General features: G+C 61.8%; 14 protein-coding genes and 2 pseudogenes. 12 read left to right on the top strand and 4 right to left on the bottom strand.

From position 1 onward, the window contains the following. Positions 1 to 78: 78 nt before the first annotated feature. Entirely contained in the window at positions 79 to 672 is a 594-nt protein-coding gene (locus QP803_RS22335; RefSeq protein ID WP_284948008.1) for a hypothetical protein, read from the top strand. Continuing rightward, a complete protein-coding gene (locus QP803_RS22330; RefSeq protein WP_284948007.1) occupies positions 665 to 1,534 on the top strand; it encodes a segregation and condensation protein A in 870 nt (289 codons plus the stop codon). Before QP803_RS22335 ends, QP803_RS22330 begins: the two co-directional genes overlap by 8 nt. Positions 1,535 to 2,030: 496 nt before the next feature. Here the strand turns inward: QP803_RS22330 and QP803_RS22325 are convergent, their stop codons facing one another. After that, on the bottom strand, positions 2,031 to 2,924 hold the full coding sequence (locus QP803_RS22325) for a LysR family transcriptional regulator (protein ID WP_284948006.1): 894 nt from the start codon (positions 2,922 to 2,924) through the stop codon (positions 2,031 to 2,033). A gap of 123 nt (positions 2,925 to 3,047) precedes the next feature. Between QP803_RS22325 and QP803_RS22320 the strand changes: the two genes are divergently transcribed. From QP803_RS22320 to QP803_RS22305, 4 genes and pseudogenes are all read left to right on the top strand, one after another. Then, positions 3,048 to 3,452, top strand: coding sequence for a (R)-mandelonitrile lyase (locus QP803_RS22320; RefSeq protein ID WP_284948005.1), 405 nt, complete (start codon positions 3,048 to 3,050; stop codon positions 3,450 to 3,452). A gap of 6 nt (positions 3,453 to 3,458) precedes the next feature. Beyond that, positions 3,459 to 4,217, top strand: a complete 759-nt coding sequence (locus QP803_RS22315) for an SDR family oxidoreductase (RefSeq protein WP_284948004.1) — start codon at positions 3,459 to 3,461, stop codon at positions 4,215 to 4,217. Between the two features lie 66 nt (positions 4,218 to 4,283). Further along, a complete protein-coding gene (locus QP803_RS22310; RefSeq protein ID WP_284948171.1) occupies positions 4,284 to 4,610 on the top strand; it encodes a carboxymuconolactone decarboxylase family protein in 327 nt (108 codons plus the stop codon). After that, positions 4,547 to 5,572, top strand: a pseudogene (locus QP803_RS22305) (Bcr/CflA family efflux MFS transporter); the annotation flags it as partial. The gene QP803_RS22310 and the pseudogene QP803_RS22305, both read left to right, overlap by 64 nt. A gap of 17 nt (positions 5,573 to 5,589) precedes the next feature. On the opposite strand, the gene QP803_RS22300 reads toward QP803_RS22305, so the two are convergent. Beyond that, a protein-coding gene (locus tag QP803_RS22300; protein ID WP_434082932.1) for an IS630 family transposase occupies positions 5,590 to 6,728 on the bottom strand; the annotation gives its coding sequence in 2 pieces (ribosomal slippage) (positions 5,590 to 5,705 and positions 5,705 to 6,728; 1,140 coding nt in all). Between QP803_RS22300 and QP803_RS22295 the strand changes: the two genes are divergently transcribed. Continuing rightward, positions 6,721 to 7,056 (top strand): LexA family protein, encoded by a 336-nt coding sequence (locus QP803_RS22295; RefSeq protein WP_284948003.1) that lies wholly within the window; start codon positions 6,721 to 6,723, stop codon positions 7,054 to 7,056. The two genes, QP803_RS22300 and QP803_RS22295, sit on opposite strands and share 8 nt — an antisense overlap. Here the strand turns inward: QP803_RS22295 and QP803_RS24210 are convergent. Next, positions 6,943 to 7,347: a transposase family protein gene (locus tag QP803_RS24210; protein ID WP_434082931.1), complete on the bottom strand. Its 405-nt coding sequence runs from the start codon at positions 7,345 to 7,347 to the stop codon at positions 6,943 to 6,945. The two genes, QP803_RS22295 and QP803_RS24210, sit on opposite strands and share 114 nt — an antisense overlap. An 88-nt stretch (positions 7,348 to 7,435) precedes the next feature. Between QP803_RS24210 and QP803_RS22285 the strand changes: the two are divergent. Continuing rightward, positions 7,436 to 8,143: pseudogene (locus QP803_RS22285) on the top strand (IS701 family transposase); the annotation flags it as partial. Positions 8,144 to 8,230: 87 nt separating this feature from the next. Here the strand turns inward: QP803_RS22285 and QP803_RS22280 are convergent. Then, entirely contained in the window at positions 8,231 to 9,226 is a 996-nt protein-coding gene (locus tag QP803_RS22280; RefSeq protein WP_284948002.1) for an IS481 family transposase, read from the bottom strand. Positions 9,227 to 9,424: 198 nt separating this feature from the next. Between QP803_RS22280 and QP803_RS22275 the strand changes: the two genes are divergently transcribed. The 4 genes from QP803_RS22275 (at position 9,425) to QP803_RS22260 (ending at position 13,360) form a co-directional block, all read left to right on the top strand. Beyond that, entirely contained in the window at positions 9,425 to 9,766 is a 342-nt protein-coding gene (locus QP803_RS22275) for a DDE-type integrase/transposase/recombinase (RefSeq protein ID WP_284948170.1), read from the top strand. A gap of 156 nt (positions 9,767 to 9,922) precedes the next feature. After that, positions 9,923 to 11,002, top strand: a complete 1,080-nt coding sequence (locus QP803_RS22270; protein ID WP_284948165.1) for a hypothetical protein — start codon at positions 9,923 to 9,925, stop codon at positions 11,000 to 11,002. Between the two features lie 171 nt (positions 11,003 to 11,173). Continuing rightward, entirely contained in the window at positions 11,174 to 12,601 is a 1,428-nt protein-coding gene (locus QP803_RS22265; RefSeq protein ID WP_284948164.1) for an aminotransferase-like domain-containing protein, read from the top strand. Between the two features lie 276 nt (positions 12,602 to 12,877). Next, positions 12,878 to 13,360 carry an MSMEG_0572/Sll0783 family nitrogen starvation response protein gene (locus QP803_RS22260; protein ID WP_284948163.1) on the top strand — a complete coding sequence of 161 codons (483 nt, stop codon included), beginning with the start codon at positions 12,878 to 12,880 and terminating at the stop codon, positions 13,358 to 13,360. Positions 13,361 to 13,362 lie beyond the last annotated feature (2 nt).

Here is a 13,362-nt window from a genome sequence, read left to right as displayed (position 1 = left end):
GACCGGCGTCAACACGCCGATCGGAACCTTTGGCTGCTCCGCCCTGCACCCGCCAAAGGCCAGAGGCCCTTGGAACCCATGACACGTGACGGGGATGTTTTGTCACTGCCGAACACGGATTGGCTGCGGCATGTCCTGATCGTCAGCGGGCCGGCGGAGCATGTCGCAACATTTCAAATGGCGGCGGCCGGACTCGGCGCCATTCCCTGGCTGTCCCCGGACCTCGATCTGCTTGAGGAGGACCGGGTGATGGCACTGGTCCACCCGCCGGATGGTTCCACCGGACTCACTCTGTCCGGCGCGCGGGCCTTGGCGCGGCAGATCCGCAGCGCCATCGAGGCCAACCAGCAGCGGGTCACTGCCGCGATCGGCCGCGTCCGCAGCTGTCCCTTCGACCTGCATGCGCTGCTGCCGGTGCCGGACTGCGTCCTCGCTCTTGGGCCGGACGACCCGGCCAGCCTGGCCTGGCTGCGGACCCATTGGGGCGTGGTGCAGGCGCTCCGCCATGTCCGCTTGAAGACGGGGAGCGACGATCGCCGGCTACGCCGCTCGGCCCGGTTCGAAGTCGCGTTCTGGTCGGCCGACTGGACGCCCTGGGCGGCGATGCAGGCCGTACGTCAGCGCTGGACCAGGCTGATCGTCGACATCAGGCCGGATTACGGCGGTGAGTGATGGGCCGACGGTAGGGGAGGAGCGGGAGGAAGACGCCGCCGAGGGATCAGGTGATCCCATCTGGGATGACTGGAGCACGCCGCCCCGGGTGGCCGAGATGCCGATGCTGCATCTCGACGGTTTCGACGGGCCGATGGACCTGCTGCTGGATCTCGCCGAGCGGCAGCGGATCGACTTTGGCCGGATGTCCATCCGCGACCTGGCCGAGCAATTCGTGGCCAGCATGGAGCGGTTGGTCGGCCGCGTGTCTCTCGAACATCGGGCGGATTGGCTCGTGCTGGCCACCCGGCTTGTGTTGCTGCGGTCCAGGCTCTTGTTCCCCGCCAGCCCGGAAGCGGCGATCGCGGCGGAGCAGGACGCCGCTGCCGAAGTACGGCGGCTTGAGGAGATGGTCTTTGTGCGTGCCGCCGCGGCCTGGCTGACGGCGCGGCCGCAACTCGGGACCGACGTCTTCGCGCGGCCTGCCGCGACGGCGCCATCGCGGGAGGGTGGCTATGTCGCGCTGATGGAAGCCTGTCTGGTCGTGCTGCGGGGCAGGGGAGGGCGGCCGGACGAGGCACCTCCCTACCAGCCAGTCATTCCAGATCTTTGGCGCGTGACGGATGCATTGGCGCGGATCAGGTTGACCTTGGCGGAGCATCCTGAGGGCGGTGAATTGAGCGCGTTCCTGCCGGCGATCTCGGCTGACGTCGCAAACCGCGACCTCAGAGCGCGGGCCGCCGTCGCCAGCACGCTGCTGGCCGGGCTGGAACTTGCCAGGGAAGGGGTGCTCGCGATCGAGCAGGAGGAGGATTACGGTCCAATGTCCTTCGCGCATCGGGCGACAGAAGACGCCGTGATCGGCGGCGTCGCGCCACAGTGACGGGTGTTGCGTGAGGAACTCCGCGCCCATCTCGGCGCGGCATAGTCAATGACCTCGAGCGGGGCGTGTCGCCCAGTCTCCCTTGCAGTGACGGGTAGAGATCAAGTGGCCTCGGTGCGAGCGGTTGGGCGAATGCTCCAACGCGGTTGTTCCGCTTTCGGCCAGTTGTGCCCACTCAGCTCCGGCGGCTAAGCGCCAGTGCCGGTAATACAGAAGTCTCTGCCGCCTCCCCGATAGCGGACGTGAGCGGAAGTAGGTTCTGGGTGTTTAGCACCGCATTGGTCCCCAACTTGGAGCGGGGCACATGCACGACGCAGTTGGCGGGGCGCTTCCATATTGGCCATCTCAGCAGCGGCGCACGCTTGCAAATCTGGAAAACCGAGCCGTAGACGCTCATGATTAAACTAGGCTGTCATTATCGGCAGCACCCGACTCGACGCACTTGGTCTGGCTCAGGCGTTTAGACCCTAAAGGTATAGAGAGGGCGCTCCATCCATCAAGGGCGATAGCGTAGCGCCTCTACGAGCAGCGCAAATGCCGGGGTAGGTTGGCGGCGGCTTGGATAATATAGGTGATATCCCGAATATGGTGGACACCAATCCGCCAGCACACGAACCAGCCGCCCTGCGGCAACGTGGTCCGCCACATCATCATCCGGCAAGTATGCCAAGCCGAACCCGGCTAGGGCAGCGTCGAGCATGGGCGGAGATGTGTTGAATGTAAGCCGCCCCTCCACCCTTACTTTCACCTCACGTCTGCCCTTCTCGAACTCCCAAGCGTAAAGACCTCCATGGGTTGGGAGGCGCAGGTTAATGCCGACGTGGGCGGTCAGATCCTGCGGCGATTTGGGGTGCGGGCGCCCGGCGAAGTAGGAAGGTGAACCGACGACCGCGGAGCGGAGGTCTGGGCCGATGCGGACGGCGATCATGTCCTTGGCGACCATCTCGCCGGAACGAACGCCCGCGTCGTAACGTTCGGCGACGATGTCCGTCAGGCCATATTGAACGACGATTTCGACCTTGATGTCGGGGTAGCCGGGCAAGAATCGCTCAAGCGTGGGCCACAGAACTGCCTTGACGCCGTGGTCGTGCGTCGTGATGCGGATGGTCCCGGAGGGCTTGTCTCGCAGGCTACCCAGAGCGGCAAGTTCTGCCTCGATTTCGTCCACACGCGGTCCGGCGGCCCTAAGCAGGCGTTCTCCAGCCTCCGTCGTCGAAACGCTGCGCGTAGTCCGGGTCAGCAAGCGGAGGCCCAACCTTGCCTCCAGGCTTCGCAAGGTCTGGCTCAACGCGGACTGCGAAACCCCGAGTTGCGCGGCGGCCTTGGTGAAGCTCCCTTCGCGGGCAACGGCCAGAAATGCTGCCAAATCGTTGAGGTCGGCCCTTGGCATTCAGAAGTCCATCTTATAGCCGTATGCGGGTTATAGCGCCTAATCGCGGTCAGCCTGACCCCCTATTTGTTGTCCAGCCATCGCCGCCGGGCCCCAAGGCCCGCTCACGACCAGAGAGAACTCATGCAAATAACCCGCAACGCATCTATGCCGTCGAAGATCGGCGCCGTCCCCAACAACTTCAGCGGCAACGTGCGCGTCGACAACATGGCCACGGCCGAAGCGCCGAGCCGGGTCACAACGGCCAGCGTCACCTTCTCCCCCGGAGCGCGGACCGTCTGGCATACGCATCCGGCGGGGCAGACCATCATCATTACAGCGGGCCATGGCTGGGTGCAGCACGTCGATAGCGCCATCGAAAGCGTGAGCCCCGGCGACACCGTATTTTTCTCCGCGGGCGAGAAGCATTGGCATGGCGCATCCGCCACGACGGGCATGACGCACATCGCGGTCACGGAGATGGTGGACGGCAAGAACGTCGATTGGCTCGAACCAGTCAGCGACGCGCAATACGGACGCGAAGGATAGACCACCATGAACCCAAATTATGACTTCAAAGACCAAGTCGCTCTCGTGACGGGCGCAAGTTCAGGTATGGGCCTGGCGACCGCCAAGGCGTTCGCGCAGGCAGGCGCCGCCGTCGTGCTGGCCGACCGCAACGAGGCGGCACTGTTGAAAGCGAACGACGCCCTCAGCGCCGAAGGCCATCGGACTATTGCGGTGACCCTCGACGTGACAGACGAGGCGCAGGCCGCCGCGATGGTGGAGCGCACAGTCGCCACCTTCGGCCGTCTCGACATGGCCTACAATAACGCCGGTATCTTGGGTCCGATGGGCGACATCACCGACGAAACGGGCGAAGGCTTCGACGAGGTGAACGCCGTCAACTTGCGCGGCGTCTGGACCTGCATGAAGCACGAACTTCTTCAGATGAGGAAGCAAGGCAGTGGCACTATCGTTAACTGCTCGTCGCTGGGTGGGCTCGTCGGACTGCCAGGCCGGGCCGCGTACCATGCCAGCAAACATGGGGTGATTGGACTGACGAAGAGCGCCGCCCTGGATTACGCGACCAGAGGCATCCGGGTGAACGCCGTGTGCCCGGGCTGCATCGACACTCCAATGGGTGACGCAATCGATCCGAACGCCATGAAGGAATTCCTGAAGGATCAGCCGATCGGCCGGATGGGCCGTTCCGAAGAGGTTGCGGCGGCCGTGCTGTGGCTGTGCAGCCCCGGGGCATCGTTCATTCTCGGCGTGGCCTTGCCGGTCGATGGCGGCTTCGTCGCACACTGATTGGCAGCCGCCGCTCTGCCCTACGAGCAAGAAGCTGGGGGTGCAGCAATGTCACAGGAGATCAAGATGGGTGAAGAACCAACAAATGCACGCAAGTCGTTCGGCGACATTGCGCCCCACTTGGCAGAGATCACCGACAAGGTCCTGTTCGGCGAGGTGTGGGCGAATTCGAAATTGTCACCTCGCGACCGCAGCCTGGTGACGATCACCAGCCTCATCTCGCTTTATCGCACCAACGAGATGCCGTTTCATCTGAAGCGGGCACTGGAGAACGGCGTGACGAAGGACGAGATCATCGAAATCATTACACATCTCGCTTTCTACGCTGGATGGCCGCCTGCGATGACCGCGTTGCAAATTGCCCGCAAGGTGTTCGACGAGGCTGGAAGCTGACTGACGGCCACGTGACGGCTGGGGTGGCGGCGACCGGTGAAGCGCGCGTGGTTCACGACGCCTGGGATCTTCCAGGCGAGACACGCCATGGATGGCGGGTCCTCGTCATATTGAGCGTCTTGCCGGGCTTCGCCTCCATCTCGACCGACTTATTTTTACCCGCGATCCCGACCATCGCCACGGCCTTGAAGGCGGCCCCGGGCACAATCGAACTGACGATATCGAGCTATCTCGTTGGGTTTAGTGTCGGCCAGTTGTTTTGGGGACCTATCGGCGACCGCTACGGACGGCGCGGCCCGATCGCGGCAGGCCTGGTGCTGTTCATCATGGGATCTGCCGGATGCGCTTTGTCGGGCAGCGCGTTCGCGCTCATCGGCTGGCGGGTGCTCCAGGCCATCGGCGCCTGCGCGAGCGTGGTCCTAGCGCGCGCGATGGTGCGCGACCTCCACACCGGGCCGCGCGCTGCGCAGATGATGTCGACGCTGATGGCGATCATGGCCGTAGCGCCGCTGCTGGGGCCGCTCGTCGGTGGTGGGATCCTAGCGGCGGCGGGCTGGCGGGCTATTTTCGGCGCCCTTGTCGCTGTGGGCCTGGCGACGATGGCGGCCTTGTTCACCCTGGGCGAAACCTTGCCCCCGGAGCGCCGAAGCACGGAACCACTACGGCGCGCTTTCGCCGAATATGGCCGACTACTGCTCGACCGCCGGTTGCTCGCCCATGCCGGTGCGGGTGGCTTCTTCTTCTTCGGCACGTTCGCCTACATCACGGTCCATCACGTGCCGCCGCAACTCTATGGCTTCCTGTTCGGGGCTGGCATCGTCGGAATCATGGTGACCAGCACGCTCAATGCCCGATTCGTAACATCCCTCGGCAGCGAGCGACTCCTGCTGTGGGGCGCCACCGCCGATGCGCTGGCCGCGGTGCCCATGGCCGTCGCATCCCGTACGGGCTGGGGCGGACTAGTACCCCGACGCAGTGATTATGACTCTTTGTCGATGTCGGGATAGGCGCGAGCAAGTTTGTCGCGTGCCTTTTGGGTGGTGAACCTCCAGTTGATGCGTGCACCTGCGGCGTTGCGTTTCTTCTGCCAGGCAGCAATTCTTGGCTGAGGCGTTCGCGTTCGCGTTCGCGTTCGCGTTCGCCGATGCGGCGGTCGAGACACTGGCCGCGCATCACACCTATCTCGATCTCTACCATGTTTAGCCAACTGGCATGCTTGGGTGTATAATGGAATTCCAGCCGCCGCAGGATGCGGTGCGCCTCGTCCGCGGGGAATGTTTCATACAAAGCCCCGGCCGGGTGGGTCGAGAGATTGTCCAGCACGACACGGATCAACTCCGCTTTTGAGTAGTGCGTGTCCACTAGATCGCGCATGCATAAGGCAAAGTCCTTTGCAGTGCGCTGCGCAGTGACCTTTACATGGCGCCAGGATCGGTGCGCATCGAGGAACACAAACAAGTTGGCCGTGCCGTTGCGGCGATATTCGCAATCATAACGCTCCGGCTGGCCCGGTTCGGCGGGGATCGGTGCGCGCGTCTCCCCAATCAACTGCGTCGGGCTCTCGTCGAAACACACCACCGGACGCCTGGGATCGACCCGCTCGGCATACAAATCGAGCACATCCTCCATGCGCGCGACATACTCGCCGTCGATCTGCGGGATGCACCACATGTCGCGTCGCCACGGCTTGAGATCGTCCTCGGCCAAGCGCCGCCGCACCGTCTCGCGCGACACCGCCTCGTGCTCGGTCAGACGGACCATCTCGCCCGCCAGCAGATCGAGCGTCCAGCGCTTGCGCCCCAGGGGTGGGCTGGAGCAGGCGGTCGCAACCAAGAGCGCCGTCTCCTTGCCTGACAGCTTGCGCGCGGCACCCGGACGTGGCTCCTCACTGAGGGCGGCCTCGAGATTGCCTTCCACGAAGCGCCGCTTTGTCCGATACACCGTCGAACCGCCGATCGAGACGGTGCGGGCAATTTCCTCGTCGCTGACCCCCGCGTCGGCAGCCAGCAGGATTTGTGCCCGCTTGATCTTTCGTGACGCATGCTTGCCGCCGCTCAACATGGCCCTCAGTTGAGCCCGTTCGGCTTCATCGAGTACCACCCGGTAGCGTATGTTCATCGTCGATCCCCTGCTGTGGAGGACGATGATGAATCACGTCGGCGAATCGCCTTCAGAGTTCACCCCAAAACAAGGGCAGTATCTCGCGTTCATTGACGCCTACACGCTGGTCAACGGCCGCCCGCCAGCGCAGGCCGATATCCAGAGCTTCTTCCGCGTCACGCCACCTACGGTGTACCAGATGCTCCTCACGCTGGAAAAAGCCGGGCTGATCTCACGCAAACCCGGCGTGCCGCGAAGCGTCACCGTTCTTGCAAATCGTGAACACCTGCCACGCCTCAATCCAGCCCAGGATCAAACAGTCAAATCCTCTGGGACGAGGTACTAGCACGTCATCGTCGAAGCGCTCGGCGAACACACGCCGCCCGCATAGAACGGTCCGACAATAGAACCGACGCGCTCGCACCCTGAGGCGAACAGGACGCCCAGCGATCGGCAGGTCCGCCAAGCACCGATGATATCGGCTATGAACTCGGCCGGATTGGGTTCCGCACCCAGGACAGACGCTCGCGGTTTGAACGGAGCGCACGGTGATCAGCGCGCTCGCGCCATCGCTCGTGACCTCATCGACGACGAAACCGCGTGGAACGAGAGCAGTGGCGCGAAAAGATTGGGGCATGGTAGCGAACTCCCTCGATGATCCGAGCCACACAGCACCCCAATTCCATCAAAAGTGAGTCAGAGCCCTTTTTCCATGCCGAAACACAGTCATTGCCTCCGGTGCGCGTTTCGGCTGTGTACTGGCTGATTCCGGGTATGGGTCCAGTGGCTCTTTCCGCCAGGCCTTGAGCGACCGCGGTCTGCTGTGGGCGGTGGGTCTGTCGCGACGGCAAAACGTTTATCCGGCCAACGTCGATTTGATTTTCCCTGTCGCGGGGAGAGGGAAGCCCCGCAAATATCACCTCCCGGATAAGTCGCCAGTGGCCGCCGAAGTATCCTTAGCCGCAGAGAAATGGCAAAGGGTGAGCTGGCGGCGGGGCACCAAGGGCCGGATGACATGTCTCTTCGCGGCGCGCCGTGTCCGCGTGTCAGATGGTCACAAACATCGCATGCTCGATAATCGTATGCAGTGCATGCCTGGCGACGAGGTCTGGCTCGTTGGCGAACGTCGGCCGAGCGGTGAGCAGAAATACTACGTCTCGAACTTACCGGTTGATGCGAACCTCAAAACCCTTGCCGCCACGATCAAAGCCAGATGGGTTTGCGAGCAGGCGCATCAGCAGCTCAAGGAAGAGCTGGGCCTCGACCACTTTGAGGGAAGATCCTGGATTGGATTACACCGACACGCATTGATGACTATGATCGCCTACGCCTTCCTCCAATCCCGCCGTCTCAAGGCAGCGGGACGGAAAAAAAAGAAGCGGGGGGCCACCGCCACAACCGAGCATGCCGGCCATCAGGCAAGCTATCCTTGACCTCTTCGCGCGACCTCCACCCAGGCGATGCCCCCACTGCGAGAAGGCCCTCGTCTATCCCGACACTAAAAATCTGCCAAAGTAGTGCTAGTTGTCAGGTTGTGAGACGTCATTGGCGTAGACCATGATATCGTCGACCTCACTCATGATGCTTTCGTCCGCTGCCGACGTGCATTGCCGGTTTCTGAGGCGCGGTTTTTGTCTCAATCGTTCGTCGACTTTTGACGCTGGTGACAGCCCTTCGAGAACGCGCTGCCGACGCTGATTGTACGCTTGGTTGAACCCCTTCAGGAGTTTCTCAAGATCAGCATGGTTGGCGACATTGATTGGAAGAACCTCGGCCGCGATGCGCCCATTGAAGCGTTCGACCATGCCGTTCGTTTGTGGCGAGTAGGCGCGTGTCCGGCGGCGGTCCACACCTTTGTCTTGGCAGGCCTTTTCGAAGGCATCGGCGGTGAAACAAGAGCCGCGATCGGTCAGCACGTGGGTCACCCGGAAAGGAAAGGCAGATTTCACGGCCGTGAGGAAATCAATAGCGTTTTCGGCATTCTCGGCATCATAGATTGCCAGATGAACGTAGCGGGAACAGCGGTCGATAGCGACGTAGAGATAGCGCTTGCGCGTCTCTCCATCAGCAGTTCTCAGCTTCGGCAAGTGTTTTATGTCGATATGGACGTAACCCAGGTCATAATCCCTGAATTTCCCTTCACCGCGGGCTGGCTGCGCGCGCTCCTTTGACGGCAGGCGATTGAGACCCGCATCCTTGAGGATGCGCCAAACGCTGTCGCGATTGAGATGCGGCAGAAAGTGCCGCACCACGAAGGTTAGGTCGTCGAGACCAAATTCTGTTCCTCGCCGCAGATGGCAGACGATCGCGCGCTCTTCTTCCGTAGCTTTCCACATCAACTGCCGGGGACGGCTCGTCCGGTCGCGGCAGTCATCCGCGCCTCGCTTGCGCCATTTGCGTATTGTCTCGTCACTCACGCCATAACGACGAGCCAGGACGCCTGTTGATTCAGACGAGCGAGCAATATCAGCTCGAACAGCGGGTGTCGTGCGGGCTTGCGGATGAATCTGGAGCATCAGCGAGCACTCCGGTCACAGGCGCCAAACCAGGGGGCGTAGTAGGCTACAGCCCATGATACTCCATCCCAATGACGTCTCACAACCTGACACCTAGTTAGAGAAACTGACAGCAGCCTGAGGCGACGGCGTTCTTCATTCATGCGCGGTTGCACGAGGCTTTGCCGCGAGCCCGGAAAGCGTTCCATACACAAAGCATTGGCGCGGGTTCATACCGGCAATCCGCGCACGATCATCGTCGACAAGAACCTGGCCTACCCGCGTGCCACCGCAGAGATGAAGCGTAGACGCGAGTTGTGGCACTTCGCGCGGCTGCGACAATGCAAATACCCCAACAATATTGTCGAGCAAGATCATCGACTAATAAAGCGGCTGGTGAGGCCTGGGCTCGGCTTCGGAAGTCTGCCGACCGCCCGACGAACGCTGGCCAGCTACGAAGCAGTGGCGATGATCCGAAAGGGACAGGTCCACAACATCGGCGGTCGTAACAGGCAGGCGCAGACCGGATTCGTTGCAGACCTCTTTCAAATAGTAGCTTGAGATCGCCGACATCGGGCCGGATACAGGTTGGCGCGTCTTCCGCCAGCACTTACAATAGAACCACCTTGAGCACTTAAAAAATTTGCTGGAGGTACCGAATGCATCCGCGTTCTCAACCCAGCCGTAAAGGAATTGTGAAGCAATAAGGGCGGCCTGATGCACCGAAAGCCGCACTTCGCCTTTATCTTGTTCTTGTTGTTCCCCGCCCTCGTCATATTTCCCAACCATGCGAATGCACACGTTAAATGGTTTTGCGGCGCCCTTGATCTGAGGGTTCCTCCGCTTCCCCTACACACCGTATTATCCGCCGCTTTCTTCGGCCGGGGCGTTACCTTTCTCGCCCTTGTGTCCGCAGGATCTCTACTAGACGCGATCGTCCTCAGACAATGGCCCCGTTTACCTGGCCATAGTGCGCAACTCGAAATCATCGAGGAACTCGTCATTCGGCTTGGTGTCGGCGGATACGCGCTGAGCCTCTGGAGTTCAATGGCCGTTGTTCCATGGGCGAAAACAGGAGATGGTGCGATTTTGACGCCGGATCTCTTTGATCGAGATGCCTTAGTTTCAATAGTACAACTTTCCGTGGTGGCGATGTTGATTCTTCGGCGGACATGTCCCCTTGCGGGACTTGGTTTGATTGTCCTCTATTGCATCGGGGTCTCGCGCTACGGCCTGTTCCACATGGTGGACTACGTCTTTTTCCTCGGGCTCGCGAATTACCTCATCTTGAGCTCACCAGACTTCGAGTGGATCCGACGGAACAGACTTTGGAGAGTCCCCCTTCTGACGGGGACGCTCGGGTTCAGCCTCATGTGGACGGCGATCGAGAAGTTCCTCTACCCCGGATGGACCGACATCGTCCTTGCCGTTCATCCCGATATCACCTTGGGGTTTCCGTCTTCCTTCGTCACCCTTACAGCGGGTTTCGTCGAGTTCAGCCTGGCCTTCTATCTTGTTGTCGGACGCACTCTTCTTCGGCCTGGCGCGCTTCTCTTCATGCTGATATTTATTTCAGCTATCCCAGAATTCGGCAAGTTGGATGCCTTCGGCCATCTACCCATCATTGCGATCTTTCTCGTCATTGTCATGCATGGGCCAACCCGCCTGCAGGCGACGATCCTGCCAACGAGCGGCACTGCAATTCGGTCCACGATGTCTGTTGCAGTGCTCTACACAGGATCCCTCATAACCCTGATGGGACTATATTACGGACTACAAAAGACGACATGGTGGTAGCGTTGCTGGCAGGCAGGTCATCGGTCACTCAAGCTTTTGGCGAGCAGGACTTATGCACAATAGGATTGCTCGCAGAGAGCGACGATTTCCACTCCGTTACTCGGCTGGCCTGCATCTTGCCGCGGTCTTGTAAGAGAATTTTTTCAGGCTAGCACCTCGATGGGAGCCCAGATGGCGGCGAGACGAACGACTTCCGCTGATCCATCGCCGCGATGGCTCCCCAACCTGAGCGGCCGCACTGGACCGATCTACCGTGAACTCGCTGCCGCCATCGCGGATGCTGTCCGGGACGGTCATTTGCTTCCGGGCGACCGGCTTCCGACACATCGCTCCGTCGCGGGCCATCTCGGGGTTGATCTGGCGACCGTGACGCGCGGCTATGCGGCGGCGCATCGTCAGGGATTGCTGACCGCGACGGTGGGTCGGGGCACTTTCGTGCGGACGGACGCGCCGCAGCTGCGGCAGCGCAACCGGACCCACCCGCTCATCGACATGACGATGAACCTGCCGCCGCTACCGGCGGATCCGTCCCTGCGCGTCATGCTGCAGGAGGGGCTGGCGCGCATGCTGCGGCGCCAGAATCTGGCGGCGCTGATGACCTATCACTGGGATACCGGCAGCGCGGAGGACCGCGAGGCTGGGGCGCAATGGCTGGCCCGCACCATGGGCCGCGTCGATCCGCAGCGGCTGCTGATCTGCCCTGGCGCGCAGAGCGGCATGCTGGTGGTGCTGACCTCGCTCGCCCGCGCGGGAGATGTGGTGGCGACCGAGCGCTTCGCCTATCCCGGCCTACGGGCGATGGCCGCGCAACTCGGGATCACGCTGGTCGGCGTGGCGATGGACGAAGAAGGGATGCTGCCTGAGGACCTCGACCGCGTCTGCCATGAGAGCCGGCCGCGGCTGATTGTCTGTACCCCTACAATCCAGAACCCGACGACCGCTACAATGTCCGTCGCGCGGCGGCAGGCCGTGGTTGAGATCGCGCGCGCCCATGCCGTGCCGATCTTGGAAGATGACGCCTACGGGCTGTTCCCAACCGCATGCCTTCCGGCGCTGGCGACCTTCGGCCCCGACATAGTCTTTCACCTCGCTACCCTCGCCAAAACGCTGTCCCCCGGTCTGCGGGTTGCTTATCTTGTGGTGCCGAGCGGCACCCAGGTCGACCGGCTGACGGCGGCGTTGCGCGGCACCGTGCAGACGGGCTCCGCGCTTTTGATCACCCTTGTCACAGGCTGGATCAGGAGTGGAGAGGCCGAGGCCCTCTTCCTGGCGATCCGTCGGGAAGCTGTGGTCCGGCAAGCGCTCGCGGCGTCGATCTTGACCGAAGAGCAAGCGCAGGCTCATCCCGAGGGGCTGCATCTGTGGTTGCCCCTGCCGCCGCATTGGGATTCTGCGGAATTTGCCGCCTATGCCCGCCGCCAAGGCCTGGCGTTGGTGCCTGAGAGTGCCTTTACCGTCGAAGGTGCCCAGCCGGGCCTAGGGCATGTCCGCATCGCCCTTGGCGCCGCCGAGGATCGCGACGCACTCGCCACGGCACTGAACGCGGTGGCAGGTGCCATCCGGCGGCCGGTGCCGCAAATTTATGCAGATATTGTCTAGAACCCGTCACGGAAACGTGATGCCAAATGTCTAACAGCCATCCGTAAAAATCCGCTTAAATTTTGATCAACACGATGCTGTCTTAGTCGGCTACCGCTCAGGATCCGACCACCCCAGGCATCGCGACCATCCTTGTCCATGATATTGTCGGCATCTCATAAATCTTGTCTGTTATTGTACGGATTTTATGACGATCAATCGGGCTGCATTGTCCCGATTGCGAGGCCGCCCTGACCGCTGCTTCCTGAACGCCGCACAGCGAGAAGGACGCGCGAGATGCCCAAGGTCGAAAAGCTAAGACACGAGATCGGAGACCACCTCGTCGACTATGAGGAGAAGGTCTTCGAGGACGTAAAGGCGGAACCCGGCCAGAAGGCCCTGGTGTCATTTCATACGGTCGCCTTCGAGGGTTCTATCGGCCTGGTCAACCTGCTCCAGGCTACGCGCCTGCAGCGCAAGGGCTTCGAGACGACAGTTCTTCTCTATGGGCCCGGCGTGACGCTCGGCGTGCTGCGCGGCTTTCCCCGCCTGGGCGATGATGCGTTCCCCGGCCACCAGAACTTCAATAACCAGATCAAGAAGTTCATGGAGGAGGGCGGCAAGGTCTTCGCCTGCCGATTCTCGCTCCAGGCGCTTTACGGCCATGGTGAGGGATCGCTGATTCCCGGCATTCGCCCGATCAGCCCGTTGGACGTGCTGGACTGCATGTTGCTGCACAAGCGCGACAACGCCTTCGTCATCGATTCCTGGACGGTCTGAGG

This window comes from Acidisoma sp. PAMC 29798, from assembly GCF_030252425.1.
Lineage (GTDB): Bacteria > Pseudomonadota > Alphaproteobacteria > Acetobacterales > Acetobacteraceae > Acidisoma > Acidisoma cladoniae.
The sequence above is the reverse complement of the archived record's forward strand: the minus strand, read 5'-3'. Positions and strand labels throughout refer to the sequence as shown.